Here is a 25,954-nt window from a genome sequence, read left to right as displayed (position 1 = left end):
GTTTCGTTTCGAAGTGATGCGGGAGCGAACGGCGCACTAGCGGCCGCCGTTCGCTACCGGCGAATGCAGTAATGAAGAAGTCGGGCCGAGCGCAGGCACGAGTGCCTCGTGCGCGCCCTCGCGTATCAGCACGAGCGGATGGCCGAATGCAGTGCTCGCGCGCTCGGGTGTGAGCACTTCGCGCACGGGGCCCGCGTGAAAGCCGCCGCGGCCGTCGAGCAGGAGCGCGTGCGTTGCGAATCGCCGCGCGAGATTGAGATCGTGGCAGGAAAACAGCACCGCGCGGTCTTCGCCGCGCACCCAGCGCGAAAGCGTTTCGAGGCACGCAATCTGATGATGCAGATCCAGATGCGCGAGCGGCTCGTCCAGCAGCAGGAGCGGTGCACCCTGGCACAGCGCCGCCGCGAGCGCAACGCGCTGTCGCTCACCGCCGGAGAGCGACAGCACATCGCGGGTGGCGAATGCTTCGAGGCCGAGCATCGCGAGCGCAGCGTGCGCGGCGGCGCGATCGACGTCGCCTTCCCAGCCCCAGCCCGAAAGATGCGGATAGCGATTGAGCAGCACGGTGTCGAGCACACTCGCGCCGAATGCGTCGCGCTGGTCCTGGGGCATCAGCGCGCGGCGCCTCGCGAGACGAACCGGCGGCCAGTGTGCGAGCGCGATGCCCTCCACTTCCACGCGCCCCGCCGAGGGTTCGCGCAGGCCCGCGAGCGCACCGATCAGTGTGGTCTTGCCCGCGCCGTTCGCACCGGCCACGCACCAGATCTCACCAGCGGCAAACCTTTGCGTGAGCGATTCGACGAGCGTACGCGCGCCCGCGCGCAATGTGAGCGCATGCGCAGCAAGAAGCGGTGCCCGGGTGTCGCTCATCGCGGGCGCCTCGCGAGCAGCATCCAGAGAAAAACCGGGACGCCCGCCAGCGCGGTCACGACGCCCACCGGCAACTGCGCGGGGGCCGCCACCGTGCGCGCCACGAGGTCCGCGCCCATCACGGCCACGCCGCCCGCGATCGCGGCCGCGGGTACGAGCATGCGCTGATCGTTGCCGAACGCGAGGCGCAGCATGTGGGGCACGACGAGCCCGACGAAGCCAATGGTGCCGCCCGTCGTCACCGCGGCCGCGGCTGCGAGCGACGCGGCGAGATAAATGCCCACGCGCAAACGCAGCACCGGTACGCCGAGCGCCTGTGCGGCGGCATCACCGCGCAGCAGTACGTTGAGCATCGGCGCAGCGGGCACGATGCATGCAAGCAGTACGCCGAGCGTCACGAGCGCGGGCCATGGCACGCTCGCGCCGTTGAGGTCGCCCGTGAGCCAGAACAGCATGCCGCGCAAGCGCGTGTCGGGCGCGAGGGTGAGCAGCAGCGTGATCAATGCGCCCCACCCCGCCGCCGTCACGGCGCCCGTCAACAAGAGCCGCGGCGAACTGTCCTGCGGTTCGCCGCGCCATAGTTCGCGGCGCGCGAGGCCGAGCACGAGCAGGATCGAAAGAAGCGCGCCCGCGCACGCACTCGCCTGCACACCCCACCACGCCACGCCCGCGATCATCGCAACGAGCGCGAACACCGCGGCGCCGCCGGAAACGCCCAGCACATAGGGCTCCGCCAGCGGATTGCGCAATAGCACCTGCAAGAGCGCCCCGCCCAGCGCGAGCAAGGCGCCGCACGCGAAGCCGGCCAACGCGCGCGGCAGGCGCAGTGTGCGCACGATTTCCGTCGCCATGTCCGGCGCGCCGTGCGCCGGCGTGAGCGCCGCGAGCGCCTGCGCAGGCGTCACGCTCACGCTGCCTGTCACGAGCGATGCCGCGAAGACCACGAGCGCCGCTAGTGCGAGCCCCGCCCAGATCGTGCAGGCGCGGCGCACGGTCATCGAGCGGCGCGGCAGCGCATGCAACTCGGACGCGGCGTGAGATTCATCGCGGCTCATGGAACGCATCGGGTAACTCGGCGGCGGGTTTCAAAAAGATCACACGGATTAACGGCAGCGATATCGCAACATGGGCAGCGCGCAGTGTTTTTGTTCGAAGCGATTCTGCCGACGCAGCTGAAAAAACGATCGGCAAAAAAGAGAACAGCCGACAAAACCACTAGCAAAAAGCCACGAATCCGTGATGTTATAACGCGCAGACCACAATCGAGCCAACGCGCTTCGCGCGCGCCTTGGCAAATTGCGTTCCCGGCTGGCGCATGCAGCACACGTAACGCGGGATTCGGGCCCGGTTCCGGTAAGAAGCCGGGTTGTTACGTCTGGAAACGACACAATTGCCAAATCACGCGTTGATCCGCGCTAGAATGCCTGTCTTTAGAGGACGCAGCACATGCTCAACGAACTCGAAACACTCTCACAAAACATCGGGCGGCTGATCGAGATTAATCAGCGCCAACATGAAACACGCCTCGCACTCGAAGAGCAACTCGCACAGCTGCGTGCGCAATGCGACACCACGCGCGCCGAGCTCGAACAGATCCGCGAGGAACGCAACGCGCTGCAAGCAGAGCGCGACACGCTCTCGGCCAAGATCGACGATGCGCAGGTGCGTCTGAACGCGATCCTCGAAAAGCTGCCGCGCGCACGTGCGGGCAACGAGCGCGACAACCAGCTCGACCTGCTCGAACCGTCGCGAGGCAGCGATGACGAAAGCAACGCGGCGCGCCACGGAGAAAATGCATGACCACCAAGCAGATCGAAGCGACGATACTCGGGCAAAGCTATCGCCTCGTCTGTTCGCCGGAAACGGAACAGGCCCTGCTCGAAGCGGTGGCGCGCGTCGACGCCGAAATGTCGAAAATCCGCAATCACAGCAATGTGCGCGGCACCGATCGCATTGCGGTCATGGCGGCGCTCTCGCTTGCGTCGGAACTGCTGCGCCTGCAAACGAGCGTGCGTCATGGGGAAGCATTCCCAGCCGAAGAAATCCGTCGTACAATGCGCCAAATGAATGAACAGCTCGGCGCGGTCATCCAGCAGTATGGGGTGCAATAAGCGCGGTAAAGCGGTTCCTTCATCGTAACGTCGAGCACGTTACTAAACAGTTTAGTCAGCTTCCCTGCCTGGTTCGCCAAGGTCATATATTCCTTGAACCAATGCCATGTGCACGGTTGCGGAAATTTGTAGCACGGGCGTGCGCGTCACACAGTCTGATGTACCCGAAGTGCTGCTAACTGCGACCAATTCTGAACCCTCGGTTCAGGATGCCGGCCTAGCGGCTATGGCGGGGACCTATTCAAACGGCATCGGACCAGCGTCCGATGCCGTTTTCCGTTGTGCGGCCGTTTTCCGTTGTGCGGCCGTTTTCCGTTGTGTGGCCGATTTCGCGCTTGCTGGTGTGCGCCGCTTCGCGCATGGCCTTGCGCGTACGCCTGCCCCTCTCCCTATCGACGTGACCTTCGACTCATGCGCTACTGGCTGATGAAGTCCGAACCCGACGAAGCAAGCATCGACGACCTCGCACGCGCGCCGCAGCGCACGCTGCCATGGACTGGCGTGCGCAATTATCAGGCGCGCAACTTCATGCGCGACACCATGCAGCAAGGCGACGGCGTGCTGTTCTATCACTCGAGCTGCCCCGAGCCCGGTATCGCGGGCATCGCCGAGGTGTCGTCCACGGCCTACCCCGACCCCACGCAGTTCGATCCGAAAAGTCCTTACTACGACGCGAAATCGACGCGCGAGAATCCGCGCTGGATGCTCGTCGATGTCGTGTTCAAGAAGAAGTGTCCGCTGATTCCTCTGGCCGCCTTACGTGAACACGACGAACTCGCGGACATGCGCGTGCTCGCAAAAGGCAATCGCCTTTCGATCACCCCGGTCACCGCGGCCGAGTGGAACTTCATCACGAAACATCTGATGTGATGCGGCACGTCGTTCACCATGTGTTGAAGCGGCATGGCGGCGGCACGAGCCCAAGCGGCCGAGGCACGGAAGCGACATCGCTGCGCGACTTCAAGCACAATCGCGCACAGTCGCGCATCGTTGCCTGAATGTTCGATCACGCCACGCTCGCGACGCCAGTTCTGCAAGGAGCCTCAATGAACCGAAAAACCGCCGTAACGCTCGCCGCCGCATTCGCCGCCGCCCTCCCCCTCGCCATCACTTTCGCACCAGGCGCAGCGCTTGCCCAGAGCGACGCGCGTTTCCAGCCCTCGGGCGTGCTGTCGCTTTCCGCCCAGGCGAGCGCCGAAGTGCCTCAAGACGTCGTCACCATCACGCTGTTTTACGAGCAGGAAGCGAACGATCCCGCTTCGCTCACGGCGACGCTCAACCAGCGCGCCGACGCCGCCCTGCAACGCGCCAGGGGTGTCGCGGGCGTGACCGCCCGATCGGGCCAGTTCTCGATCTTCCCCTCCACCGATCGCGACGGACGCATCTCCGCGTGGCGCGGCCGCACGGAAGTCGTGCTCGAATCGCATGATTTCGCGGCGGCGTCGAAGCTCGCCGGCGATCTCGGCGCCGTCATGCAGGTGGGCAACGTGCAGTTCTCGCTGTCCCCCGAGGCGCAGCGCGCCGCCGAGCAGAAGCTCTCGGGCCAGGCCATCGCCTCGTTCCGCGATCAAGCCTTGTCGGCCACGCGCGCGTTCGGCTATAGCGGCTACTCGATCCGCGACGTGAACGTGGGGCATTCGGGCGTGATGCCGCGCCCCGTGATGATGATGAGCGCGCGCGCCATGTCGGCGGATGCGAAGATGTCGTCGCCCGTGCCGGTCGAAGGCGGCACCTCAACGGTGACGGTCAATGTCTCCGGATCGGTGCAAATGAAGTAAGGCGCGCACTTCGGCAGCACGCAACAAAAAGGCCACGGTTTGTTGAAAACCGTGGCCTTTTTCATGGGCTCAATGCGCTTTGTCCGTGTGCGAGCGTCAGCTCTTCGCGCCCGCCACCCGCGCGCCGTCGTTGCCATTCTTGCTGTCGTCCTTGCCGCGATTGGCGCGGCGATACGCCCACGCCATCAAGCCAATGCCCACGATGATCATCGGCAGCGAAAGCCATTGGCCCATCGAAAGGCCGAGCGCGAGCAGGCCGAGGAAGTCGTCGGGTTCGCGCGCGAACTCGACCGTGAAACGCGCAAGACCATAGCCAATCAGGAACATCGCCGAAATCGCGCCGACGGGGCGCGGCTTGCGCGAGAAAAGGATCAGCACGACGAAGAGCGCGATGCCTTCCAGCGCAATCTCATAGAGCTGCGAAGGATGGCGCGGCAGCAGATGGTATTGCGCGAACACCTCGCTCAGATGCCACTGCGCAGCCAGTTGCGGATGCGCGGCGAGCCATGCCGCATCGTCGTTCGCGGCGCCCGGGAACAGCATGGCCCACGGCGAGTCGGGCGAGGTCACGCGGCCCCACAGCTCGCCGTTGATGAAGTTGCCGAGACGTCCGGCGGCCAGGCCCGTGGGCACCATCGGCGCGACGAAGTCCGTCACCTGCAGCCACGTGCGGCCGCGCTGCCACGCGAACAGGATCATCGCGAAGGTGACGCCGAGGAAGCCGCCGTGAAACGACATGCCGCCTTCCCACACCTTGAAGATGTCGAGCGGGTGCGCGAAATACCAGCTCGCCTTGTAGAACAGCACATAGCCGAGGCGCCCGCCCAGGATCGTGCCGAGCACGCCGTAGAACAGCATGTCGTCGATGTCTTTCACGTTCCAGCCTTGCGCGGCCACGAACGGCAGACGCAGGCGCAGGCGCCCGATCACGATCGCGAGTATGAAGCCGACGAGGTACATGAGGCCGTACCAGCGCACGGCGAGCGGCCCCAGATGAATGGCGACGGGGTCGAAGTTCGGGTGGATGAGCATCGTGGGATGAAGTCTTCTCGGCGATATCGGTTGAAATCGGGTTGTAAGCGGCAGCGCCGCGGTGCCTCAAAGCGGGCCAGACTGGTTGGACGTTTGCAAAGCGCCGGGGTTCGCCGCCGGCGCGTCACGGCGTGACATTATCGCCGAGGCGCGGGAGCGGGAAGCAGAATGCACAGTTGGCACGCACGGCGAATATAACGGTGACGGATGACCATCGCGAGCGGCCAGCAGGACTCGATGAGCCACGAATAATATATTGGACAGCGTTCTCGCGAAACCGCATGCTTGCCATCACATGCCGGCATGCAGGTACGACGCGGCTACGAAAAATCGCCCGCACAAGAACAACGGCCGGCCTGCGAGACAACGTCCACCGGAGTTCCCCATGCCCTATAACCGTCGTTCGAAGCACATCACGCAAGGCGTCGCCCGCTCGCCCAATCGTTCGATGTATTACGCGCTCGGCTACGAGAAAGGCGACTTCGACAAGCCGATGATCGGCATCGCCAACGGCCACTCCACGATCACGCCCTGCAACGCGGGCCTGCAGCGGCTGGCCGACGCCGCCGTCGCCGCGATCATGAACGCCGACGCGAACCCGCAGACCTTCGGCACGCCCACCATCTCGGACGGCATGTCGATGGGCACCGAGGGCATGAAGTATTCGCTCGTCTCGCGCGAGGTCATCGCGGACTGCATCGAGACCTGCGTGCAGGGCCAATGGATGGACGGCGTGGTCGTGATCGGCGGGTGCGACAAGAACATGCCCGGCGGCATGATCGCGCTCGCGCGCATGAACGTGCCCGGCATCTATGTGTATGGCGGCACGATCCGGCCCGGCAACTGGAAGGGCCGCGCGCTCACCATCGTGTCGGCGTTCGAGGCCGTCGGCGAATTCACGGCCGGGCGCATGACCGAAGAGGATTTCGAGGGCATCGAGAAGCACGCGTGCCCCTCCACGGGCTCGTGCGGCGGCATGTACACGGCGAACACGATGAGCTCGTCGTTCGAGGCGCTCGGCATGTCGCTCATGTACTCGTCGACGATGGCCAACCCCGACGAGGAAAAAGTCGACTCGGCCGCGGAATCGGCGCGCGTGCTCGTCGAAGCCGTGAAGCAGGACCTCAAGCCGCGCGACATCATCACGAAAAAGTCGATCGAGAACGCCGTGGCGCTCATCATGGCGACGGGCGGCTCGACCAATGCCGTGCTGCACTATCTCGCCATCGCGCATGCTGCGGAAGTCGAATGGACGATCGACGACTTCGAGCGCATGCGCAAGAAGGTGCCGGTGATCTGCGACCTGAAGCCCTCGGGCCAATATGTCGCGACCGATCTGCATCAGGCGGGCGGCATTCCCCAGGTGCTCAAGCTGCTGCTCGACGCGGGCCTGCTGCACGGCGACTGCATCACCATCACGGGCAAGAGCATCGGAGAGGAACTGAAGGACGTGCCGTCCACGCCGCGCGCCGACCAGAAGGTGATCTTCCCCATCAGCGAGGCGTTGTACAAGGAAGGCCACCTCGCCATCCTCAAGGGCAACCTCGCGGTAGAGGGCGCCGTCGCCAAGATCACGGGCCTGAAGAACCCGGTCATCACCGGGCCCGCGCGCGTATTCGACGACGAGCAGAGCGCCATGGAAGCGATCCTCGCGGACCGGATCAAGGCCGGGGACGTCGTCGTGCTGCGCTACCTCGGCCCGAAGGGCGGCCCCGGCATGCCGGAGATGCTGGCGCCGACTTCGGCGCTCATCGGCAAGGGGCTCGGCGAGTCGGTGGGTCTCATCACCGATGGCCGCTTCTCGGGCGGCACCTGGGGCATGGTGGTCGGCCACGTGGCGCCCGAGGCGTTCGAAGGCGGCACGATCGCGCTCGTGCAGGAGGGCGATTCGATCACCATCGACGCGCACCAGCTCCTGCTGCAGCTGAACGTCGACGATGTCGAGCTTGCGCGCCGCCGCGCGGCATGGAAGCAGCCGGCGCCGCGCTACACGCGTGGCGTGCTGGCAAAGTACGCGGCGCTCGCGCGCCCGGCCAACCAGGGCGCGGTAACCGGATAGGATAAGACGGGACTCGGCGCGACGCCGGACGCCCGCCGCGATGCCAAAGACGAAAGGGCGCGCGCCCGGAACGTGCGCCCTTTGCTTTTATAATGCGACGACACAGCCGGCGCATACGCTGGCGGAGGCCTGTATGAAACGGAAGTCGCAAGCAAAGAACAAGACAGCGACGCTCGCGGCCGCGCTCGCGTTCGGCATGACCGGCGCGCTCGGGGCGGACCCGGCCTGCGCGCAGCATGGCCCGACCGGCCTCGCGCTCGCCCAGCAGCAGAACTGCATGAGTTGCCATTCGGTGAACCGCAATTTCATGGGCCCCGCCCTGCACGACATTGCCGCGAAATACGCGGGCAAGCCCGACGCGCAGACCTATCTCGCGCACAAGATTCTTGAGGGAAGCACCGGCGTGTGGGGCACGGTGCCGATGCCGGCCAACACGCAGTTGAACCCCGGCCAGGCGGCCACGCTTGCGAACTGGATCCTCACGCTCAAGTGAGGCGAGGACGGTTGGCGGCGTCGCGTTGCCACAAGCCCAACCGGGCGAGGCCGGGCGGCGCCGGGAATCAGGCCGACGGCGGTTGCCCCGAGCGCGCCGCCAGTTCTTCGCGCACGGCGGCCTTCACCCAGTTCTTGAGTTCCGTTTCGAGCGCGAGACCGATCTCGCGCGACACCTGTCCCACGAGCCAGTTCGTATGTTCCTGCATCGCGGCGCTGCAGCGCGCCTCGATCACGGCGCGGCCCTCGCCCGTGAGCCACGCGAGGCAGCGGCCACGCAGGCGCTCGACCAGGGCGTCGGCGTCATGCGCGAACAGGCCCTCGCGCTCGGCCACGACAGCCTTCACGGCGGCCGCCGTCGCGCCCTTCGCCTCTTCGACGTTATGCGCGCGCAACGGATTGCCGGCCACCATCACCTCGTTCAGGAGCGGAATCGCCGCATCTTCCGTATCGTGCTTGCCGGACATGAGTACCTCCATCGATCGGAGCAGTCGGCCGGGCGCCGGTACGCTGCTCGCGTCCGGCCTCAGCCGCCCTGCTTGTAGTTGTTGAGCGCGTAACCGCGGTCGCGGTAGAAGCGATAGCGCTCGCGGCCCGACGCGAGTTCGTCGGGCGTATCGCCAATCACTTCGAGCAGGCGCTCGAAGCGCGCGAATTGCGGCGGCACCTCCCCACCCAGATTGAGCAGCACGCGATGATGCGGGGCACGCTCCAGGTCCGTCGCCAGCACGATGGGCGATGCGCCCGCATGCGGGCTGTCGGCCATGCAATGCGGCACGAAGTCGAGCGGCGAAAAGGTCCACAACATCTCGTCGAACGCGCGCAGGCGGCCGGGCTCGGCCAGCACGACCGCCTGCTCGCCCGCGAGATACGCCTTGCGCGCGAGCCGGCACGCGTACAGCAGCGAGTCGCCGACGTTCGTGTGGAAATCGATGCGCGTCATGCCAGCACCACTTTACACACCGTCACGCGCGCCGCAATCGCCATGCCTGACGTCATTGCGCGGCCCGATCGATCAGGAACTGGGCGAGCAGCGGCACGGGGCGGCCCGTTGCGCCCTTCGCCGCGCCGCTCTTCCATGCGGTGCCCGCGATGTCCAGGTGCGCCCAGGGGTATTTCTCGGCGAAGCGCGAAAGGAAGCACGCCGCCGTCACGCTGCCCGCCGGGCGCCCGCCGATGTTGGCGAGGTCGGCGAAGTTCGACTTGAGCTGCTCCTGGTACTCGTCGTCGAGCGGCAGGCGCCAGGCGGGGTCGTTGGCCTCGCGCGATGCGTCGAGCAGTTCGCCCGCGAGCGCGTCGTCCTTCGAGAAGAGGCCGCTGTTGTGATGGCCGAGCGCGATGATGCACGCGCCCGTGAGCGTGGCGATGTCGACCACCGCGGCCGGCTTGAAGCGCTCGGCGTAGGTGAGCGCGTCGCACAGGATCAGGCGGCCTTCGGCGTCGGTGTTGAGCACCTCCACGGTCAGGCCCGCCATCGTCGTGACGATGTCGCCCGGCTTCGTGGCGTTGCCCGCGGGCATGTTCTCGCAGGTCGGGATGATGCCGATCACATTGAGCTTGAGCCCCATTTCGGCGACCGCGCGGAACGTGCCGAGCACCGAGCCGGCGCCGCACATGTCGTATTTCATCTCGTCCATGCCCTCGCCGGGCTTGAGCGAGATGCCGCCCGTGTCGAACGTGATGCCCTTGCCGACCAGCACGACGGGCGCGGCCTTGGCGCTCGCTCCCTCATAGTGCAGCACGATGAACTGCGGCGGCTCGACCGAACCCTTCGTCACCGAAAGAAACGAGCCCATCTTGAGCGCTTCGATCTGACGCTGGCCGAGCACCTCGACCTTGAGCTTCCAGTCGCGCGCGAGCTTCTTGGCCGTGGCCGCGAGATACGTGGGCGTGCAGACGTTGCCCGGCAGATTGCCGAGGTCGCGCGTGAGGTCCATGCCGTTTGCGAGCGCGGTGGCCTGCTTCGCCGCGAGCTTCGCTGCCTTTTCCTCGGCGGCGTCGATGCTGAAGATCACACGCTTGAACGCGCGCTGCGCGACGTCGGGCTTGCTCTTCATCTGCGTGAAGCGGTACGTTTCGTTGCGCAACGCGAGAATGGCGGCGCGCACGCACCAGTCGCCCGTGCGCTCCTTCACCGGCAGTTGCGCGAGCGTGAACGTGGCCTGTGCGATTTTGGTGCCGAGGATCGCGCGCCAGGCGGCCTTGACGGCGTCGCCGTAAGCCTTCTGGCCGAACGTGTCCTGCTTGCCGAGACCGACGAGCAGCACGCGCGAGGCGCCGATACCGCTCACTTCGGGCAGGAGCAGCGTGGAGCCGGCCTTGCCGTCGATGTCGCCGGCCTTGACGACGCGCGCGATTGCGCCGCCAATTGCGCTGTCGATCGCGAACGCCGGGCCCGAGAGCGTTTGCGCCTCGAACACGCCGACCACGACGCAATCCGACTTGCCGGTCAGGAAGGGGCCTTCCCCGCCTTTGCTCCAGTCACAGGCTTTTATGCTAAAGTCCATCGCGCTTGTCCTCGGATAAAATCTGGGCTTAGGATGAAAGCCGCAATTATCCGCTATTTTTCCCGCGGCGGCTCCTGGGCGGTTGCGCGAGCTGCGCGCCTCCCGGCACGGGCCGCCCGCCCTGCCCTTCAAGAATGATCTTCGAACGTTCCCTGCAGCGCGAACTCGCGTACACGGCCGGCGCCGTGTTCATGGTTCTGCTCACGATCATGCTGACGACGATGATGATCCGCATCGTCGGCTTCGCCGCGTCGGGTCAGATCGACCCGCGCGACGTGCTGGTGCTCATCGGACTGACCGTGATCGGCTACATGGCCGTGATGCTGATCGTCACGCTCTTCGTGTCGATCCTGTTCGTGCTCACGCGCTGGTACAAGGATTCCGAAATGGTCGTGTGGCTCTCCTCCGGGGTGAGCCTCACGCGCCTCATCAAGCCGGTCGCCACGTTTGCCACGCCGATCATCCTGCTCATCGTGTTCTTCGCGTTCGTCGGCTGGCCGTGGTCGAACGCGCAAAGCAAGCTCATTCGCGCGCGCTTCCAGCAGCGCGATGAAGTGTCGCTGCTCGCGCCCGGGCAGTTCCGCGAGTCGCCCACCACGCACCGCGTGTTCTTCATCGAAAGCATGAGCCCCGACCAGGGCCGCGTGGAGAACGTGTTCGTCACGAGTACGGAAAACGGCAAGGTCAGCGTGATCGTCTCGAAGACAGGCCACACCGAAACCATGAAGGGCGGCGACCGCTTCGTCGTGCTCGAAAACGGCCGGCGTTACGACGGCGAGCCGGGCCACCCCGATTTCCGCATCAGCGAGTTCCAGCGCTACGGCGTGAAGATCACGAGCCAGCCCGTGGTGAACACGCCGTCGGCGAGCACCACGTCCACGCCGGGCCTCCTGCGCAATCCCACCAACGACAACCTGGGCGAGCTCGCGTGGCGCGCCGGCCTGCCGCTCATCGCGATCAACCTGATGCTGCTCGGCATTCCGCTTGCGTACCAGAACCCGCGCCGCAGCCGCACGATCAATCTCGTGATGGCGGTGCTCATCTACCTCACCTATTCGAACCTGCTCAACGTCGTGCAATCGCAGATCGAGCAAGGCAAGATGGCGTTCGGCGTCGGTCTCGTCTCGCTGCACGTCGTGGTGCTCGCGCTGGTCGTGTTCATCTTCTGGATACGCGTGCGCAACCGGCCGCTCTTCACACGTGCGATGTTCCGCCGCGCCTCTCCTGGAAACTGAGAGGGAAACTGACCGATGCGCATCTACGAGAAATACTTCGCTCGCCAGGTTTACCTGACGTTCATCTTCATCCTGTTCGCCTTCTCGGGCCTGTTCTTCTTCTTCGACCTCATCAACGAGCTGAACTCGGTCGGCCACGGCAACTACAAGTTCCAGTACGCGGTGCTGCGCGTGGCGCTCCAGGCGCCCTCGCGGCTTTACGAGATCATTCCGGTCGCGGCGCTCATCGCGGCAATCTACGTGTTCGCGCAAATGGCCGCCAATTCGGAGTACACGATTTTTCGCGTGTCGGGCCTCGCCACGAATCAGGCGCTGCGCTCGCTGCTCAAGATCGGCATTCCGCTCGTGCTGCTCACCTATTTGATCGGCGAAGTGGTCGGCCCCTACACCGACCAGCTCTCCGAACGCGTGCGCCTGGAGGCGCTCGGCTCGGCGGTGTCGAGCGACTTCCAGTCGGGCGTGTGGGTCAAGGACACGCTCACCGCGCGCGCCGACGGCGAGCAGGTCACGCGTTTCGTGAACGTCGGCGAATTGCAGCCCAACGCGACCATCTCGAACGTGCGCATCTACGAATTCGATTCGAAGTTCCGGCTTTCCAATGTGCGGCTCGCGAAAAGCGGCACCTTCCAGCCGCCGGGCCACTGGCTGCTCAAGGACGTGACCGATACCCAACTGCTCAGCGTGACGCCGCCGCAGAACCAGCCGGCCGATGCGCTCGATCCGGTCTATCGCGCGACGCAGACGTCGGCCCCCGAATACTTGCTGCGCTCGGAACTCACACCGAACATCCTTTCGGTGCTGCTCGTCTCGCCTGACCGGATGTCGATGTTCAACCTGTTCCGCTACGTCCAGCATCTGACCGAAAACCATCAGGACGCCCAACGCTACCAGATCGCGTTCTGGCGCAAGCTGCTTTACCCGTTCGCCGTGTTCGTGATGCTGGTGCTCTCGCTGCCGTTCGCGTACCTGCACACGCGCTCCGGCGTGGTGGGCATGAAGGTGTTCGGCGGGATCATGCTCGGCATGAGCTTCCAGCTCGTCAACACCCTGTTCTCGCACGTCGGGACGCTGAACACCTGGCCCGCGCCGCTCACGGCGGCGACACCGGGGCTGATCTATCTCGCGGTCGGTCTGATCGGGCTCAAATGGGTCGAACGGCATTGACGGCGGGCGCCCTCGCCCGCACTTTGTTCAACTGAATTGCGGGAGCCTGCACGCATGGGCAACCACGGCATGATCCTCTTCGGCCACGGCGCGCGCGACGCGCGCTGGCAAGAGCCGTTTCAGCGGCTCGCCGCGAAGCTCGCCGCCGCACGCGGCGATGCGGGTCCGGTTGGCCTCGCTTTTCTCGAACTCATGACGCCGAGCCTGCCCGACGCCATTGACGGACAGGCCGCGGCGGGCTGCGACACGATCACGGTCGTGCCCGTGTTCTTCGGCCAGGGCGGCCATGTGCGCCGCGATCTGCCCGCGCTGATCGCGCAATGTCAGGCCCGGCACCCCAATGTTCGCCTGCGCTGTGCAGGGGCCGTCGGCGAAGACGATGCGGTGCTCGATGCGGTCGTGCGGTATTGCCTCGGAAACGTGGGCGACTAGCCGAACCCGCCACGCTCACGCATAAAAAAACGGGCTCGCTGTTGCTGCGAGCCCGTTTTGCATTTGGCTCCTCGATGGCGACTTACGCCGCCGCCCGGCGACGTTGACGATCATCCTGCGCGTCATCTTCCAGCAGCGCCTGCCCTGCCCGCTCGGCGAACGCATCGCCGATCATGAGCAGGCTCGGCTGCGCCGGGTCGAGCCAGTCCTGCGCCTCGCCCGCGGCAAGTCCCGCCAGCGTGAGCGTGAGCATGCGCTCACGCGTCGTGCTGCAAGCTTCGACGATCGCCACGGGCGTCGTGCCCGCGCGGCCCGCCTCGATGAGCTGGCGCGCGATCTCGGGCGCGCTGTCGCGGCCCATGTAGAAGACGAGCGAATCGGCGCTAACGTGCTCGCGAATCTCCTCGCTGCCCGCCGCGCGCGAATACGTGGCGAGCGCCACGCTGCGCGCCACGCCGCGCAGCGTGAGCGAGCGCTGGAGCGTCGCCGCGCCAGCGAGCGCCGCCGTAATGCCCGGCACCACTTCGAACTCGATGCCGGCCGCTTCCAGCGCGCGCATTTCCTCGTCGGCGCGGCCGAACAGCATCGGGTCGCCGCCCTTCAGGCGCACGACCACGGCGTGCTCGCGCGCCGCATCGACGAGTTGCTTGTTGATGAAGTGCTGCGCCGTGGACCGTTGCCCGCAACGCTTGCCGACCGCGATGAACTTCGCGGTTTGCGGCGCGTAGTCGAGCATGGCGGGCTCGACGAGCGCGTCGTGCAGCACGACGTCGGCGCTCGCGAGCAGCCGCGCGCCGCGAACCGTGATGAGGTCCGCTGCGCCCGGTCCCGCACCGATCAGATATACCTTGCCCATTTGCTTGTGAATCTCCTGTTGCTACCGGGCGCACGCCGTCATCCCGCGCCCGACCCGAAGCCTCAGGCCGAAAACGCGCGGATCATGCCCGCAGCCACCGTGTGATGCGTCGCTTCGTCGATCAGCACGAACGCGCCCGTGCCAGGATTCGCATCATACAGGTCGGCGACGATCGGCTTTTGCAGCGAGAGCGTCACGCGGCCGATATCGTTCATCGCAAGTTCGTGGCGGTCGGTGGCGTGCGAGAGCGTGTGCACATCGAGCACCTGCTTGAGCGCGCCGATCTTCGCGAACACCGTGCTCGTGGTCTGCTTGAGCAGGTACTTGCGTTGCGGCGCGAGCGGCTCGTCGTCGAACCAGCAGAGGTCCGCCTCGAGCTTCTTCGCCGGCTGGGCGCTCTCCGAAACGGGCACGAACGTGTCGCCGCGCGAGACGTCCACGTCTTCGGCGAGACGGATCGTGACGGTCTGCCCCGCGAACGCGCGGTCGACCTGCGCCGTGCCGCCCGGCACCGGCGCGATGATCTCGGCGACCGTCGCCTGGCGGCCGGCTGGCTGCACCGTGATGGCGTCGCCCACTTTCACTTCGCCTGATTCCACACGGCCCATGTAGCCGCGGAAGTCGTCGGCGCTGGAGCCGTCCTGGCGCGCGACCCACTGCACCGGAAAGCGCAGCGCTTCACCCGTCGCCTGCGCGACCGGCAGTTGCTCGAGCACGTCGAGCAGCGGCTCGCCCGCGTACCACGGCATGCGCTCGCTCGCGGCCACGATGTTGTCGCCCTTGAGCGCCGAGACCGGCACGAAGCGCACGTCGGCAAGGCCGAGCTGGCGCGCGAGCGCGACATACGCCTCGCGGATCAGATTGAACGTCGCCTCGCTGTAGTCGACCAGATCCATCTTGTTGATCGCGACGATCACGTGTTGCAGGCCGAGCAGCTTGACGATGGCGCTGTGGCGCTTGGTTTGCGGCAGCAGTTGCGTGACGCCGTTCTCGACCGTCACGCGCGTGGGGTCGATCAGGATGATCGCGGCGTGCGCGGTCGACGCACCCGTCACCATGTTGCGCGTGTACTGCTCGTGGCCCGGGGTGTCGGCGATGATGAACTTGCGCTTGGCCGTGGCGAAGTAGCGGTACGCCACGTCGATCGTGATGCCCTGCTCGCGCTCGGCTTCGAGGCCGTCGGTGAGCAGCGACAGGTCGATTTCGTCGCCGACGGTGCGCTTGTTCTTCGCGCGCGAGAGCGCCGAAAGCTGATCGCTCAGGACAGCCTTGCTGTCGTACAGCAGGCGGCCGATCAGCGTGCTCTTGCCGTCGTCCACGCTGCCTGCCGTGATGAAGCGCAGCACGCCGAGGTCTTCAGGTTGGTGTGTCGTAACCATGTCTAGTTTTTCCTCTGCGTGCTCTTTAGAAATAACCTTGCTTCTTGCGCTGTTCCATCGCCGCTTCCGACGCCTGGTCGTCCATGCGCGTCGCGCCGCGTTCCGTGATTTCGGTCACGGCCGTTTCGGCGATGATCTTCTCGACGGTGTCGGCATCGCTCGCCACGGGGCAGGTGCAGCTGATGTCGCCCACGGTGCGAAAACGCACCTGCGCCATCTCGCTGACTTCGCCTTCCTTCATCGGCGTGAGCGGCGTGACCGGCACGAGCAGGCCGTTGCGGCGCACGATCTCGCGCTGGTGCGCATAGTAGATCGACGGCAGTTCGAGCTTCTCGCGCTCGATGTATTGCCACACATCGAGTTCCGTCCAGTTCGAGATCGGGAACACGCGCAGGTGCTCGCCGTTGTGCAGGCGCGCGTTATAGAGGCTCCAGAGTTCCGGGCGCTGCGCCTTCGGATCCCACTGGCCGAATTCGTCGCGGAACGAGAAGATGCGCTCCTTCGCGCGGGCCTTCTCTTCGTCGCGGCGCGCCCCGCCGATCATCGCCGTGTAGCCGTATTGCTCGATGGTTTCGAGCAGCGTGACCGCTTGCGCGGCGTTGCGCGAATCGGTTTCGCGGCGCAGGCGCACGGTGCCGCGCTTGATCGAATCTTCCACGTGGCCGACCACGAGTTCCGCACCGATCTCGGCCGCGCGGCGATCGCGAAAGTCGATCACTTCCTCGTAGTTGTGACCCGTGTCGATGTGCACGAGCGGGAACGGCAGCGCGGTCTTGCGATTCGCGCCGAGGCCGAACGCCTTCAGCGCGAGCGCCAGCACGACGACCGAGTCCTTGCCGCCCGAAAACAGCAGCGCGGGCTTGCTGCATTCGGCGACGAGTTCGCGCAGGATATGGATCGACTCGGCTTCGAGCCAGTCGAGATGGTCCATGCGGTTCGCCGTGACCTGGAGCGGTGCGTTCACTGCTGAGTCGAGCGTGGTGCTCATGTTCGGATCCTTCGTTGATTCGCACCCTTTTGACGGGGCACGCAGTACTCGGTGTTCGGTAGCGCGCCGGTCTACACGAACGGCGCGGCAAACTGAATCTTAGTTCGGCTGGGTGATCGAAGTCGCTTCGACTACGGGAATGGCCGAGACAGACGTGATATGCAGGCCACACTCCTTCGTGTCGCGCGATTCCCACCACCAGCGGCCCGCGCGGCTGTCCTCGCCGGGACGGATCGCGCGCGTGCAGGGCTCGCAGCCGATGCTCGGGTAGCCGCGCGCGTGCAGCGGGTTCACCGGCACCTCGTAGGCGCGCAGGTAAGCCCAGACATCGGCTTCGGTCCAGTCCGCGAGCGGATTGAACTTGTCGATGCTGCGTGCTTCGTCGCGTTCTTCCTCGTGCAGTTCCGCACGCGTGACCGACTGCTCGCGGCGCTGGCCCGTGACCCAGGCCGAAACGCCCGCGAGCGCGCGGTTCAGCGGCTCGACCTTGCGAATCTCGCAGCAACGCTTGCGCAGGTCCACGCTCTCGTAAAAGGCGTTCAGGCCGTGCTGGCTCACGTATTCGTCCACGGCGTCCTGCAGCGGATGGAACTGCTCGATCTCATAGCCGTAGCGCTCGCGCACCGCATCGATCATGCCGAGGGTTTCCGCATGCAGGCGGCCCGTGTTCAGCGAGAAGATGCCGATTTTCACACCGCGCGAGAGGATCGCGTGGGTGAGCAGCATGTCTTCGGCGGCGAGGCTGCTGGCTAGCTTGACGCTGGCATGACGTGCGGCGATGGAATCGAGCAGTGCGTCGAGGCGCTCGATCTTCGCCTGCAGGTCAGCCGTGATTTCGCTGGCGGCCGTGCTCATGCTGCCGCGCCTTGTTGAGCGAGGCGGCGGCGGAACAGCGGCGACGGCTCGTCGAACGCGCCCTGGTACTGCACCGTGAATTCCGTGAACGCCTTGAGCGCGTCGTGGATGTCCTTGTCGGCGCGCACGGCGAACGAATCGAAGCCGCAGCGCTCGTGAAAGCGCAGCTGGTCGCGCAGTACGTCGCCGATTGCGCGCAGCTCGCCCTTGTAACCATAGCGCTCGCGCAGCAGACGGGCGATCGAAAAGCCCCGGCCATCGCGGAACACCGGGAAGTCCACGCCGATCAGCGCGAGCTTGTCGAAGTCGCCGGCGATATCGGCCGGTTCGCTGTCCGGCGCGAGCCACACGCCGAGCTCGTCCTTGCCGCGCGAGGCGACGAGCGCGTCGCGTCCGGCCTGCCACAGCGCCAGCGGGACCAGCACCTTGCCGGCCGGCAGCGCGGCAACCTCGGGCAGCGCGCCGTCTTCGGCCGCACGCACGACTTGCCAGTTGTCTTCGACGATCTCGCGTTTTTTGATGATCAATGCCATTGCTCGAATCTCGTATCTCGTTGCGTGCCCTGTTGCATGCTCTCTTGCATGCTTCAGGCGTGGGCCGGCTGGCGCGAAGCGTACACGCGCTCCTTGAAGGGCGCGATGCCGATGCGGTCATAGGTGTCGATGAAACGCTCGCCGTCGATGCGCAGTTCGACGAACGTGTCGATCACCTTCTGGATCACGTCGGGCATTTCCTCGGCCGAGAACGACGGGCCGATCACGCGGCCAAGGCGCGCGCCGTTGGCGCCGTTGCCCTGCTCGCCGCCGAGCGACACCTGGTACCACTCCGCGCCGTCCTTGTCCACGCCCAGAATGCCGATGTTGCCGACGTGGTGGTGACCGCACGAGTTCATGCAACCCGAGATGTTGAGCGAGAGGTCGCCGAGGTCGTGGACGAAATCGAGATTGTCGAAGCGCTCCTGGATTGCGAGCGCGATGGGAATCGACTTGGCGTTGGCGAGCGAGCAGAAGTCGCCGCCCGGGCACGCGATGATGTCGGTCAGAAGGCCGATGTTGGCGGTCGCGAAACCTTGCGCTTTCGCCTTTTCCCACAGCGCGAAGAGATCGCGCTTCTTGACGTCGGCGAGGATCAGGTTCTGCTCGTGCGAGACGCGGATCTGGCCGAACGAGTATTCGTCGGCCCAATCGGCCACGGCTTCCATTTGCGCATCGGTGGCGTCTCCCGGCGCGATGTTGCGCGGCTTGAGCGAAAGCGTGACCGACGCGTAGCCCGGCACGCGGTGCGGACGCACGTTGCGCTCGACCCAGCGCGCGAACGCGCGGTCCTCCAGCAGATGTTTCTCGTACGAGGTGTCCGTGTCGGCGATCTTTTCATAGACCGGCGGCGCGAAGTACTGCGAGACGCGGTCGACTTCTTCCTGCGTGAGCGTCGAGGGTCCGTCCTTCAGGTGCAGCCACTCTTCTTCCACCTGCTCGGCGAACTTCGCCGGCGAGAGCGCCTTCACGAGAATCTTGATGCGCGCCTTGTACATGTTGTCGCGGCGGCCGTAGCGGTTGTACACGCGCAGCACGGCTTCGCAGTAGGTCAACAGGTGCTGCCACGGCAGGTCGCGCTTGATGATGGCGCCGACGATCGGCGTGCGGCCGAGGCCCCCGCCCGCGAGGATGCTCGCGACGACTTCACCCTGCTCGTTGCGCTCGAGGTAGACGCCCAGGTCGTGGATCTGCACGGCGGCGCGGTCTTCCTTCGAGCCCGACACGGCGATCTTGAACTTGCGCGGCAGCCATGCGAACTCGGGGTGGAACGTCGACCACTGGCGCAGGATCTCGGACCACGGGCGCGGATCGACGACTTCGTCGGGCGCGACGCCCGCGAACTGGTCGGCGGTGATGTTGCGGATGCAATTGCCCGAGGTCTGGATGCCGTGCATTTGCACCGAAGCGAGCTTGCGCAGGATCTCCGGCGTTTCTTCGAGCTTGATCCAGTTGAACTGGATGTTCGAGCGCGTCGAGAAATGGCCGTAGCCGCGATCGTGCTCGCGCGCGATGCGTCCGAGCATGCGCAACTGGTCGCTGCGCAAGTTGCCGTACGGAATCGCGATGCGGTGCATGTAGGCGTGGCGCTGGTAGTACAGGCCGTTCTGCAGGCGCAGCGGACGAAATTCCTCTTCGCTCAATTCGCCCGACAGGCGGCGGCGGACCTGGTCGCTGTATTGCGCGACGCGTTCGTCGACGATGGTCTGGTCGTACTGATCGTATTGGTACATTCGGGGACCCCAGGGGTTGGTTCAATCGCGGCGTTCCGGTTACGCCGCGCTCCGACTTCTTTGACTTCGCTCTTTCCGCCTCTGTCCGGTCTGTCTCGACACCCGCGCCGTTCAACCGCGCCGGTCATTTGCTAATGACCAAAACAGATATCCATATTGGAAAAGTTGGAGGAATGGTAATAAACTCGCCTTATATTTCAAACGACTCAAAAATCAGGTCGATATGCAAACAGGTTATAAGGGTTTGGTATGAACCTTCACCAGTTCCGCTTCGTCCGGGAGGCCGTGCGTCAGAACTTCAACCTGACCGAAGCGGCCAAGGCGCTGTATACAAGCCAACCGGGCGTCTCCAAGGCGATCATCGAGCTGGAGGATGAGCTCGGGGTCGAAATCTTCACGCGCCACGGCAAGCGCGTTCGCTCGCTGACGGAGCCGGGCCGGATCATCCTCGCCTCGGTGGAGCGCATTCTGCAGGAGGTGGAGAGCCTGAAGCGCGTGGGCAAGGACTACGCGGCGCAGGATCAGGGCAACCTGACGATCGCGGCCACGCACACCCAGGCGCGCTACTCGCTGCCAGCGGCCATCGCCGAGTTCAAGCGGCGCTTCCCGAAGGTGCACCTGTCGATCCTGCAAGGCAGCCCCACCCAGGTCGCGGAGATGGTGCTCCACGACCAGGCCGATCTCTGCATCGCGACGGAGGCCATCTCCGGCTACAAGGAACTGGTGTCGCTGCCCTGCTTCACCTGGCACCACGTGGCGGTGATGCTGCCCGACCACCCGCTGCTGGAGCGCAAGCCGCTCTCGCTCGACGATCTGGCCCAATATCCGCTGATCACCTACGACAACGCCTTCGCCGGGCGCACGAAGATCAACGACGCGTTCCGCCTGCGCGCCCTCTCGCCCGACATCGTGCTGGAAGCCATCGACGCGGACGTGATCAAGACCTACGTCGAACTGGGACTGGGCGTGGGCATCATGGCCGACATCGCGTTCAACGCCGAGCGCGACCGGCACCTGCGCGCCGTGCCCGTGGGCCACCTGTTCGGCAGCAACGTCACGCGCGTGGCGCTCAAGCAGGGTGCCTACCTGCGCAGCTATGTGTATACGCTCGTCGAGCTGCTCTCGCCGAGCCTGAACCGCAAGCTCATCGAGCAGGCGCTCAAGGGCGAGCACGAGACTTACGAGCTGTAGCGGGATGCGGCGGCGCCGCGCCGGCAGAAAAATCAGACAAAATCAGCATCACAACAACGTCGCTTTTCGCCCGCTCTGCATGGGATCAGAGTACGGCGCCGAAGCGCCAACTCTGATCGACAGGAGATCCAACGGATGAAGCCGTACACGTACTTGCGCCCGCTCGCCACGGCGGCCGCGCTCGCAGCCGCCATGTTCGCGCCGGCCGCGCACGCCGACATCAAGGTGGGCGTCGACCTGTCGAGCACGGGGCCCGCGGCCGCCATCGGCATCACGAGCAAGAACGCCATGCTGATGTGGCCCGACACGATCGCGGGCCAGAAGGCCGAATACATCGTGCTGGACGACGGCTCGGACCCGGGCGCCGCCGTGCGCAACATCCACAAGCTCATCAACGAAGATCACGTGGACGTGATCGTCGGGCCGAACATCACGCCGGCGGCGCTGGCGGCGCTCGACCCGGTGGCGCAGAGCAGGACGCCGATGATCACGCTGGTCGGCTCGGGCTCCGTGGTCGAGCCGCAGCAGGGCGCGCGCGTGTGGGCGTTCAAGATGGCGCAGACCGACGCCGCGATGGCCGACGTCATGACGCGCTACATGGCCGCGCACGGCGTGAAGACGGTCGGCTTCATCGGCTTTGCCGACAGCTACGGCGACAGCTGGCTCAACGAGTTCACGAAGTACGCGAAGGAACGCAACATCGAGATCGTGGCGACCGAGCGCTACAACCGCACCGACGCCAGCGTGACGGGCCAGGTTCTCAAGCTCATCGCGGCGAAGCCCGATGCCATGCTGATTGCGGGCGCAGGCACCCCGACCGTGCTACCGCAGCGCACGCTGATCGAGCGCGGCTACAAGGGGCCGATTTATCAGACGCACGGCATCGCCACACCTGAGTTCATCAAGCTGGGCGGCAAGGACGTGGAAGGCACCCTGTTCCCGACCCAGCCCGTGGTGGTGGCGCGCACGCTCCCCGCCGACCAGCCGGCGCAAAAGGCGGCGCTCGCCTTCGTCGACGCCTACGAGGCCAAGTACGGCCCCGGCACGGTCACGCAGTTCGCTGGCGACGCCGCTGGCGTGTACCCGCGCCTGCAAGATGCGGTTGCGCGCGCGCTCAAGACCGCGCAGCCGGGCACGGAAGCGTTCCGCGTGGCGTTGCGCAGCGAACTCGAACACGCGCATGAAGTGGTCGTGCCCAACGGCATGGTGACCACGAGCCCGACCGACCACGTGGGCCTCGACCAGCGCGCGAGCGTGATGGGCACGGTACGCGGGGGCAAGTTCGTGTATCTCGGGCAATGAGCGCAAGCGCCCCGCGCGCATGAAGCCAATCGAACGGCGGCTAACCGCAGCTAACCGCAGCGGTGATCGGAGGGCGCTCAAGGTCGCGCGCTCTTCGAGGCTGCGGGGTGCTCCAAGCGCATCGCGGCGCTTCCCTTGCAACGCATTCACGACCGCGCGATGCTGCGCCACTCGCCGCCCGCCTTGCTGCTCGCCAGCACCGCCTCGATGAAGCGCAATCCCTCCACGCCGTCGGCCACCGTCGTGAGGAGCCGGCTCTCGGGCGGCGCCGGCTCGCCGGCCTCGCGCGCGCGAATCTGCGCGGCGGCGTCGCGATAAAGCTGCGCGAACGCCTCCAGATAGCCCTCCGGATGCCCCGGCGGCACGCGCGTGGCGTGCCGCGCGGCGGCCCCTGTCACGCGGCCTCGCGTGAGCCGCTGCGCCGCGCCGCCCTGCGGCGTGAACCACAGCAGATTCGGCTCCTCCTGATCGAACGCAAGCCCGGCCTTCGTGCCATACACCCGCAGCCGTAGCGCGTTTTCCGCGCCGCTCGCCACCTGGCTCGCCCATAGCATGCCGCGCGCGCCGTTGGCGTAGCGCAGCATGGCCTGCACGTGATCGTCCACGCGACGGCCCGGCACGAAGGTGTGGACTTCCGCCGCCAGCGAGTCGGGCACGAGCCCGCTCACGAACGCCGCCAGCTGATAAGCATGCGTGCCGATGTCGCCCAGGCACCCCGCTGGCCCGGCGAGCGCCGGATCGGTGCGCCAGACGGCCTGGCGATTTGCGCCGCTGCCCCCGACCGCGCGCTCGACAGGATTGGCGAGCCAGTCCTGCGCGTACTCGACCTGTACGATGCGCACGTCGCCGATCTCGCCCGCCTCGACCAGATCGCGCGCGTGCCGCACGAGCGGGTAGCCCGAATACGTATGCGTGAGCGCGAACACGAGATTCGCGTCGCGCGCTTGCTGGGCGAGCGCCTCGCCTTCGGCGAGCGACACCGCGAGCGGCTTGTCGCAGATCACGTGAATGCCCGCATCCATGAACGCGTGCGCGACCGGCGCGTGCAGATGGTTGGGCGTCACGATCGCCACGACCTCGATGCCGTCTTCGCGCGCGCCTTCCACGCTCGCCATCTCGCGCCAGTCCGCATAGCTGCGGGCAAGGCCGAGCGCCTCGGCGCTCGATTGCGCGCGCGCCGCATCGGACGAGAGCGCGCCGGCCACGAGTTCGAACGCATCGTCGAGCCGCGCCGCGATGCGATGCACGGCGCCGATGAACGCCCCCTCGCCGCCGCCGACCATGCCGAGTCTGAGTCTTCGCGTCATTGCACCACTCCTTCAGGAATGCCGATCAAAGCCCGAGCACACCCCGCAGCTGCGCCGCATCGACACCGCTGCCCGCAAAGTCGTCGAACGCGCGCTCCGCTACGCGGATGATGTGCCGCTTGATGAACTCCGCGCCTTCGCGGGCACCGTCGTGCGGATGCTTGAGCGCGCACTCCCATTCGAGCACCGCCCAGCCCGGATAGTCGTACTGGGTGAGCTTCGAGAAGATCGCGCCGAAGTCGATCTGCCCGTCGCCGAGCGAGCGAAAGCGCCCGGCGCGCTCGACCCAGCCGCTGTAGCCGCCGTACACGCCCTGCTTTCCGGTGGGGCGGAATTCGGCATCCTTCACGTGGAAGGCCTTGATGCGCGCGTGATAGATGTCGATGAACGCGAGGTAGTCGAGCTGCTGAAGCACGAAGTGGCTGGGATCGTAAAGGAGGTTCGCGCGCGGATGGTCGCCTACGGCCGCGAGAAAACGTTCGAACGTCACGCCGTCGTGCAGGTCCTCGCCCGGATGCAGCTCGTAGCAGACGTCGACGCCCGCCGCATCGAATGCGTCGAGGATGGGCCGCCAGCGGCACGCGAGCTCGTCGAAGGCGGCTTCGACGAGACCCGCCGGCCGCTGCGGCCACGGATACAAATACGGCCACGCGAGCGCGCCCGAAAACGTCACGTGCGCGCTTAGCCCCAGGTTCTTCGAGGCGCGCGCGGCCAGCATCAACTGGTCGATCGCCCATGCCGTGCGCGCCTCGCGATTGCCCCGCACCTGCGGCGGCGCGAAGCCGTCGAACAGCGTGTCGTAGGCGGGATGCACGGCGACGAGCTGCCCTTGCAGGTGCGTGGAAAGCTCGGTGATCGCCACGCCCGCGTCGTCGGCCTGCTGGCGCAGGTCGTCGCAGTACGCCACGCTCGACGCGGCCTGCGCGAGATCGACGAGGCGCGCATCGGTGGGCACCTGCATGCCCTTGTAGCCGAGCTGGGCCGCCCAGCCGGCCATGTTCGCGAAGCTGTCGAACGGCGCGTCGTCGCCGAGAAACTGCGCGAGGAATATCGCAGGGCCCTTGATCGTCTTCATCGGCTATCTCCCTCTGGATAAGGACGCCGCGCACCTTCCGGCCGAACGCGCGCCGCGGCGATCATTGACGGCAAGCCCGCTCAGAACGGCGAATCGGGGAAGTAGAACTGCTTCGCGTTCTCTTTGGTGATCAGCACCGAAGGGATGATCGTCGTGGGCGGCAGCGTCTTGCCCTGCAAGCGCGCATCGGCCGTGAGCTTGATCGCGTCGTAGATGAACTTCGGCGAATAGGAGACATCGGCCTTGATGAGCGCATCGCCATCCATCACGCGCTTGACCATCTCCTTCGATCCCGCGCCGCCGAACACGACCTTGATGTCGTTGCGCTTCGCCTGATCGATCGCCTTGAGCACGCCCACGGCCATGTCGTCGTCGGCGGCCCACACGGCGTCGATGTGCTTGAAGCGCGTGAGAAAGTCCTGCATCGTGCGGAAGGCGTCGTCGCGGTTCCAGTTCGCGTACTTGGCGTCGAGGATCTTGATGTTCGGGTAGTTCTTGAGCACCGACGTGAAGGCGCTCCAGCGCTCGTTGTCGAGCGTGGTGGGAATGCCGCGCAGCGCGACGATGTCGCCCTTGCCGTCGAGCTGCTTCGCGAGGTATTCGGCGGGAATCTTGCCGAACGCCGTGTTGTCGCCCGCCACGTAAGCGTTCTGCGCACTCGTGTCCGTGAGACCGCGGTCGACCACCGTCACGTACACGCCCTGCTTCTTCACCTGCGCAACCGGCTGCGTGAGCGAGGCCGATTCATACGGAAAGATCACGAGCGCGTTGATCTTGTTGACGGTCACGAGGTCCTGCAACTGGTTCGCCTGATCGGGCGCATTCGCCGCCGTCTTGACGATGACCTTCAGGTCCGGATGCGCCTTTTCGAGTTCCTTTTTCGCCTCGTTCGCCCACCAGACGATGCCGCCCGTGAAGCCGTGGTCGGCAGTCGGAATGGCGACGCCCAGCGTCACCTTGTCGTCGGCGCGCGCTGCGCCCGCACCGAACGTCGCCGCCACGCCGAGCGCCAGCGCACCCGCACACATCGTTCGAATCATCTTCTTCATGATGCT

The 25,954-nt window shown here is 65.9% G+C and carries 26 protein-coding genes and 1 other RNA gene; 12 read left to right on the top strand and 15 right to left on the bottom strand.

What is annotated here, in order from left to right:
• Window positions 1–36: 36 nt before the first annotated feature.
• Complete coding sequence (locus VSR34_RS16635) at window positions 37–870, bottom strand: ABC transporter ATP-binding protein (RefSeq protein WP_036044642.1); 834 nt, start codon at window positions 868–870, stop codon at window positions 37–39.
• Window positions 867–1,925, bottom strand: a complete 1,059-nt coding sequence (locus tag VSR34_RS16630; RefSeq protein ID WP_036018125.1) for an iron ABC transporter permease — start codon at window positions 1,923–1,925, stop codon at window positions 867–869. Before VSR34_RS16630 ends, VSR34_RS16635 begins: the two co-directional genes overlap by 4 nt.
• A gap of 391 nt (window positions 1,926–2,316) precedes the next feature.
• Between VSR34_RS16630 and VSR34_RS16625 the strand changes: the two genes are divergently transcribed.
• From VSR34_RS16625 to VSR34_RS16605, 5 genes are all read left to right on the top strand, one after another.
• A complete protein-coding gene (locus VSR34_RS16625) occupies window positions 2,317–2,670 on the top strand; it encodes a hypothetical protein (RefSeq protein ID WP_028210564.1) in 354 nt (117 codons plus the stop codon).
• Window positions 2,667–2,981 (top strand): cell division protein ZapA, encoded by a 315-nt coding sequence (locus VSR34_RS16620; RefSeq protein ID WP_028210565.1) that lies wholly within the window; start codon window positions 2,667–2,669, stop codon window positions 2,979–2,981. The genes VSR34_RS16625 and VSR34_RS16620 overlap by 4 nt, the downstream gene beginning before the upstream one ends.
• A 58-nt stretch (window positions 2,982–3,039) precedes the next feature.
• A non-coding RNA gene (gene ssrS, locus VSR34_RS16615) (6S RNA) lies at window positions 3,040–3,221 on the top strand.
• Window positions 3,222–3,392: 171 nt separating this feature from the next.
• Window positions 3,393–3,851, top strand: coding sequence for an EVE domain-containing protein (locus VSR34_RS16610; protein WP_028210566.1), 459 nt, complete (start codon window positions 3,393–3,395; stop codon window positions 3,849–3,851).
• Between the two features lie 176 nt (window positions 3,852–4,027).
• Window positions 4,028–4,759 (top strand): SIMPL domain-containing protein, encoded by a 732-nt coding sequence (locus VSR34_RS16605; RefSeq protein WP_028210567.1) that lies wholly within the window; start codon window positions 4,028–4,030, stop codon window positions 4,757–4,759.
• Between the two features lie 96 nt (window positions 4,760–4,855).
• Here the strand turns inward: VSR34_RS16605 and lgt are convergent, their stop codons facing one another.
• Window positions 4,856–5,791: a prolipoprotein diacylglyceryl transferase gene (gene lgt, locus VSR34_RS16600; protein WP_028230565.1), complete on the bottom strand. Its 936-nt coding sequence runs from the start codon at window positions 5,789–5,791 to the stop codon at window positions 4,856–4,858.
• Window positions 5,792–6,176: 385 nt separating this feature from the next.
• Between lgt and ilvD the strand changes: the two genes are divergently transcribed.
• The gene (gene ilvD / locus VSR34_RS16595; RefSeq protein ID WP_028210569.1) at window positions 6,177–7,850 is read left to right on the top strand and encodes a dihydroxy-acid dehydratase; all 1,674 of its coding nucleotides are present in this window, start codon (window positions 6,177–6,179) and stop codon (window positions 7,848–7,850) included.
• Window positions 7,851–8,046: 196 nt separating this feature from the next.
• Complete coding sequence (locus VSR34_RS16590; RefSeq protein WP_342963001.1) at window positions 8,047–8,343, top strand: c-type cytochrome; 297 nt, start codon at window positions 8,047–8,049, stop codon at window positions 8,341–8,343.
• Window positions 8,344–8,410: 67 nt separating this feature from the next.
• Here the strand turns inward: VSR34_RS16590 and VSR34_RS16585 are convergent, their stop codons facing one another.
• Genes VSR34_RS16585 through VSR34_RS16575 form a run of 3 tightly spaced genes read right to left on the bottom strand, consistent with a single transcriptional unit; the run spans window position 8,411 to window position 10,849 of the window.
• Window positions 8,411–8,809, bottom strand: a complete 399-nt coding sequence (locus VSR34_RS16585) for a DUF2486 family protein (RefSeq protein WP_028210571.1) — start codon at window positions 8,807–8,809, stop codon at window positions 8,411–8,413.
• 59 nt (window positions 8,810–8,868) lie between these two features.
• The gene (locus tag VSR34_RS16580; protein ID WP_028210572.1) at window positions 8,869–9,285 is read right to left on the bottom strand and encodes a DNA polymerase III subunit chi; all 417 of its coding nucleotides are present in this window, start codon (window positions 9,283–9,285) and stop codon (window positions 8,869–8,871) included.
• Window positions 9,286–9,337: 52 nt separating this feature from the next.
• The gene (locus VSR34_RS16575; RefSeq protein WP_342962967.1) at window positions 9,338–10,849 is read right to left on the bottom strand and encodes a leucyl aminopeptidase; all 1,512 of its coding nucleotides are present in this window, start codon (window positions 10,847–10,849) and stop codon (window positions 9,338–9,340) included.
• A gap of 134 nt (window positions 10,850–10,983) precedes the next feature.
• On the opposite strand from VSR34_RS16575, the gene lptF reads away from it, so the two are divergent.
• From lptF to VSR34_RS16560, 3 genes are read left to right on the top strand one after another with little or no spacing between them, the layout of a single operon-like run.
• Window positions 10,984–12,084 carry an LPS export ABC transporter permease LptF gene (gene lptF, locus VSR34_RS16570; RefSeq protein WP_028210574.1) on the top strand — a complete coding sequence of 367 codons (1,101 nt, stop codon included), beginning with the start codon at window positions 10,984–10,986 and terminating at the stop codon, window positions 12,082–12,084.
• A 15-nt stretch (window positions 12,085–12,099) separates the two neighbouring features.
• Window positions 12,100–13,248 carry an LPS export ABC transporter permease LptG gene (gene lptG, locus VSR34_RS16565; protein ID WP_342962966.1) on the top strand — a complete coding sequence of 383 codons (1,149 nt, stop codon included), beginning with the start codon at window positions 12,100–12,102 and terminating at the stop codon, window positions 13,246–13,248.
• Between the two features lie 54 nt (window positions 13,249–13,302).
• Window positions 13,303–13,680 carry a CbiX/SirB N-terminal domain-containing protein gene (locus tag VSR34_RS16560; protein ID WP_342962965.1) on the top strand — a complete coding sequence of 126 codons (378 nt, stop codon included), beginning with the start codon at window positions 13,303–13,305 and terminating at the stop codon, window positions 13,678–13,680.
• 82 nt (window positions 13,681–13,762) lie between these two features.
• Here VSR34_RS16560 and cobA read toward each other — a convergent pair whose 3' ends face one another.
• The 6 genes from cobA to VSR34_RS16530 all read right to left on the bottom strand — a co-directional run bounded on the left by cobA (window position 13,763) and on the right by VSR34_RS16530 (window position 20,024).
• A complete protein-coding gene (gene cobA, locus VSR34_RS16555) occupies window positions 13,763–14,536 on the bottom strand; it encodes a uroporphyrinogen-III C-methyltransferase (protein WP_028230562.1) in 774 nt (257 codons plus the stop codon).
• Window positions 14,537–14,598: 62 nt separating this feature from the next.
• The gene (locus tag VSR34_RS16550; RefSeq protein WP_028210578.1) at window positions 14,599–15,915 is read right to left on the bottom strand and encodes a GTP-binding protein; all 1,317 of its coding nucleotides are present in this window, start codon (window positions 15,913–15,915) and stop codon (window positions 14,599–14,601) included.
• Window positions 15,916–15,940: 25 nt separating this feature from the next.
• Window positions 15,941–16,903 (bottom strand): sulfate adenylyltransferase subunit CysD, encoded by a 963-nt coding sequence (gene cysD / locus VSR34_RS16545; protein ID WP_028210579.1) that lies wholly within the window; start codon window positions 16,901–16,903, stop codon window positions 15,941–15,943.
• A 99-nt stretch (window positions 16,904–17,002) separates the two neighbouring features.
• Window positions 17,003–17,758 (bottom strand): phosphoadenylyl-sulfate reductase, encoded by a 756-nt coding sequence (locus VSR34_RS16540; protein WP_342962964.1) that lies wholly within the window; start codon window positions 17,756–17,758, stop codon window positions 17,003–17,005.
• Window positions 17,755–18,291: a DUF934 domain-containing protein gene (locus VSR34_RS16535; RefSeq protein ID WP_342962963.1), complete on the bottom strand. Its 537-nt coding sequence runs from the start codon at window positions 18,289–18,291 to the stop codon at window positions 17,755–17,757. The genes VSR34_RS16540 and VSR34_RS16535 overlap by 4 nt, the downstream gene beginning before the upstream one ends.
• A gap of 53 nt (window positions 18,292–18,344) precedes the next feature.
• Window positions 18,345–20,024 carry a nitrite/sulfite reductase gene (locus tag VSR34_RS16530; RefSeq protein WP_342962962.1) on the bottom strand — a complete coding sequence of 560 codons (1,680 nt, stop codon included), beginning with the start codon at window positions 20,022–20,024 and terminating at the stop codon, window positions 18,345–18,347.
• Window positions 20,025–20,273: 249 nt separating this feature from the next.
• Here VSR34_RS16530 and VSR34_RS16525 point away from each other — a divergent pair, with 249 nt between their 5' ends.
• Together VSR34_RS16525 and VSR34_RS16520 are read left to right on the top strand one after the other, a co-directional pair.
• Window positions 20,274–21,215: a CysB family HTH-type transcriptional regulator gene (locus VSR34_RS16525; RefSeq protein WP_028210583.1), complete on the top strand. Its 942-nt coding sequence runs from the start codon at window positions 20,274–20,276 to the stop codon at window positions 21,213–21,215.
• A gap of 192 nt (window positions 21,216–21,407) precedes the next feature.
• Window positions 21,408–22,517, top strand: coding sequence for an ABC transporter substrate-binding protein (locus VSR34_RS16520; RefSeq protein WP_342963000.1), 1,110 nt, complete (start codon window positions 21,408–21,410; stop codon window positions 22,515–22,517).
• A gap of 146 nt (window positions 22,518–22,663) precedes the next feature.
• Here VSR34_RS16520 and VSR34_RS16515 read toward each other — a convergent pair whose 3' ends face one another.
• From VSR34_RS16515 to VSR34_RS16505, 3 genes are all read right to left on the bottom strand, one after another.
• Entirely contained in the window at window positions 22,664–23,824 is a 1,161-nt protein-coding gene (locus VSR34_RS16515) for a Gfo/Idh/MocA family oxidoreductase (RefSeq protein ID WP_342962961.1), read from the bottom strand.
• Between the two features lie 25 nt (window positions 23,825–23,849).
• Window positions 23,850–24,899, bottom strand: a complete 1,050-nt coding sequence (locus VSR34_RS16510) for a sugar phosphate isomerase/epimerase (RefSeq protein WP_342962960.1) — start codon at window positions 24,897–24,899, stop codon at window positions 23,850–23,852.
• Between the two features lie 80 nt (window positions 24,900–24,979).
• Window positions 24,980–25,948: a substrate-binding domain-containing protein gene (locus VSR34_RS16505; RefSeq protein WP_028210587.1), complete on the bottom strand. Its 969-nt coding sequence runs from the start codon at window positions 25,946–25,948 to the stop codon at window positions 24,980–24,982.
• Window positions 25,949–25,954: the final 6 nt, after the last annotated feature.

The organism is Paraburkholderia sp. JHI2823 (assembly GCF_038900695.1).
GTDB lineage: Bacteria > Pseudomonadota > Gammaproteobacteria > Burkholderiales > Burkholderiaceae > Paraburkholderia > Paraburkholderia mimosarum.
The sequence above is the reverse complement of the archived record's forward strand: the minus strand, read 5'-3'. Positions and strand labels throughout refer to the sequence as shown.

Coding starts and splice junctions, on each gene's coding strand:
- lptG (WP_342962966.1), top strand. CDS start 12,100: ATGCGCATCTACGAGAAATACTTCGCTCGCCAGGTTTACCTGACGTTC.
- VSR34_RS16525 (WP_028210583.1), top strand. CDS start 20,274: ATGAACCTTCACCAGTTCCGCTTCGTCCGGGAGGCCGTGCGTCAGAAC.
- VSR34_RS16560 (WP_342962965.1), top strand. CDS start 13,303: ATGGGCAACCACGGCATGATCCTCTTCGGCCACGGCGCGCGCGACGCG.
- VSR34_RS16585 (WP_028210571.1), bottom strand. CDS start 8,809: ATGTCCGGCAAGCACGATACGGAAGATGCGGCGATTCCGCTCCTGAAC.
- VSR34_RS16635 (WP_036044642.1), bottom strand. CDS start 870: ATGAGCGACACCCGGGCACCGCTTCTTGCTGCGCATGCGCTCACATTG.
- lptF (WP_028210574.1), top strand. CDS start 10,984: ATGATCTTCGAACGTTCCCTGCAGCGCGAACTCGCGTACACGGCCGGC.
- VSR34_RS16530 (WP_342962962.1), bottom strand. CDS start 20,024: ATGTACCAATACGATCAGTACGACCAGACCATCGTCGACGAACGCGTC.
- VSR34_RS16510 (WP_342962960.1), bottom strand. CDS start 24,899: ATGAAGACGATCAAGGGCCCTGCGATATTCCTCGCGCAGTTTCTCGGC.
- VSR34_RS16580 (WP_028210572.1), bottom strand. CDS start 9,285: ATGACGCGCATCGATTTCCACACGAACGTCGGCGACTCGCTGCTGTAC.
- VSR34_RS16540 (WP_342962964.1), bottom strand. CDS start 17,758: ATGAGCACGGCCGCCAGCGAAATCACGGCTGACCTGCAGGCGAAGATC.
- VSR34_RS16610 (WP_028210566.1), top strand. CDS start 3,393: ATGCGCTACTGGCTGATGAAGTCCGAACCCGACGAAGCAAGCATCGAC.
- VSR34_RS16590 (WP_342963001.1), top strand. CDS start 8,047: ATGACCGGCGCGCTCGGGGCGGACCCGGCCTGCGCGCAGCATGGCCCG.
- VSR34_RS16575 (WP_342962967.1), bottom strand. CDS start 10,849: ATGGACTTTAGCATAAAAGCCTGTGACTGGAGCAAAGGCGGGGAAGGC.
- VSR34_RS16550 (WP_028210578.1), bottom strand. CDS start 15,915: ATGGTTACGACACACCAACCTGAAGACCTCGGCGTGCTGCGCTTCATC.
- VSR34_RS16605 (WP_028210567.1), top strand. CDS start 4,028: ATGAACCGAAAAACCGCCGTAACGCTCGCCGCCGCATTCGCCGCCGCC.
- VSR34_RS16515 (WP_342962961.1), bottom strand. CDS start 23,824: ATGACGCGAAGACTCAGACTCGGCATGGTCGGCGGCGGCGAGGGGGCG.
- cysD (WP_028210579.1), bottom strand. CDS start 16,903: ATGAGCACCACGCTCGACTCAGCAGTGAACGCACCGCTCCAGGTCACG.
- lgt (WP_028230565.1), bottom strand. CDS start 5,791: ATGCTCATCCACCCGAACTTCGACCCCGTCGCCATTCATCTGGGGCCG.
- VSR34_RS16620 (WP_028210565.1), top strand. CDS start 2,667: ATGACCACCAAGCAGATCGAAGCGACGATACTCGGGCAAAGCTATCGC.
- VSR34_RS16520 (WP_342963000.1), top strand. CDS start 21,408: ATGTTCGCGCCGGCCGCGCACGCCGACATCAAGGTGGGCGTCGACCTG.
- VSR34_RS16535 (WP_342962963.1), bottom strand. CDS start 18,291: ATGGCATTGATCATCAAAAAACGCGAGATCGTCGAAGACAACTGGCAA.
- cobA (WP_028230562.1), bottom strand. CDS start 14,536: ATGGGCAAGGTATATCTGATCGGTGCGGGACCGGGCGCAGCGGACCTC.
- VSR34_RS16630 (WP_036018125.1), bottom strand. CDS start 1,925: ATGAGCCGCGATGAATCTCACGCCGCGTCCGAGTTGCATGCGCTGCCG.
- VSR34_RS16505 (WP_028210587.1), bottom strand. CDS start 25,948: ATGAAGAAGATGATTCGAACGATGTGTGCGGGTGCGCTGGCGCTCGGC.
- VSR34_RS16625 (WP_028210564.1), top strand. CDS start 2,317: ATGCTCAACGAACTCGAAACACTCTCACAAAACATCGGGCGGCTGATC.
- ilvD (WP_028210569.1), top strand. CDS start 6,177: ATGCCCTATAACCGTCGTTCGAAGCACATCACGCAAGGCGTCGCCCGC.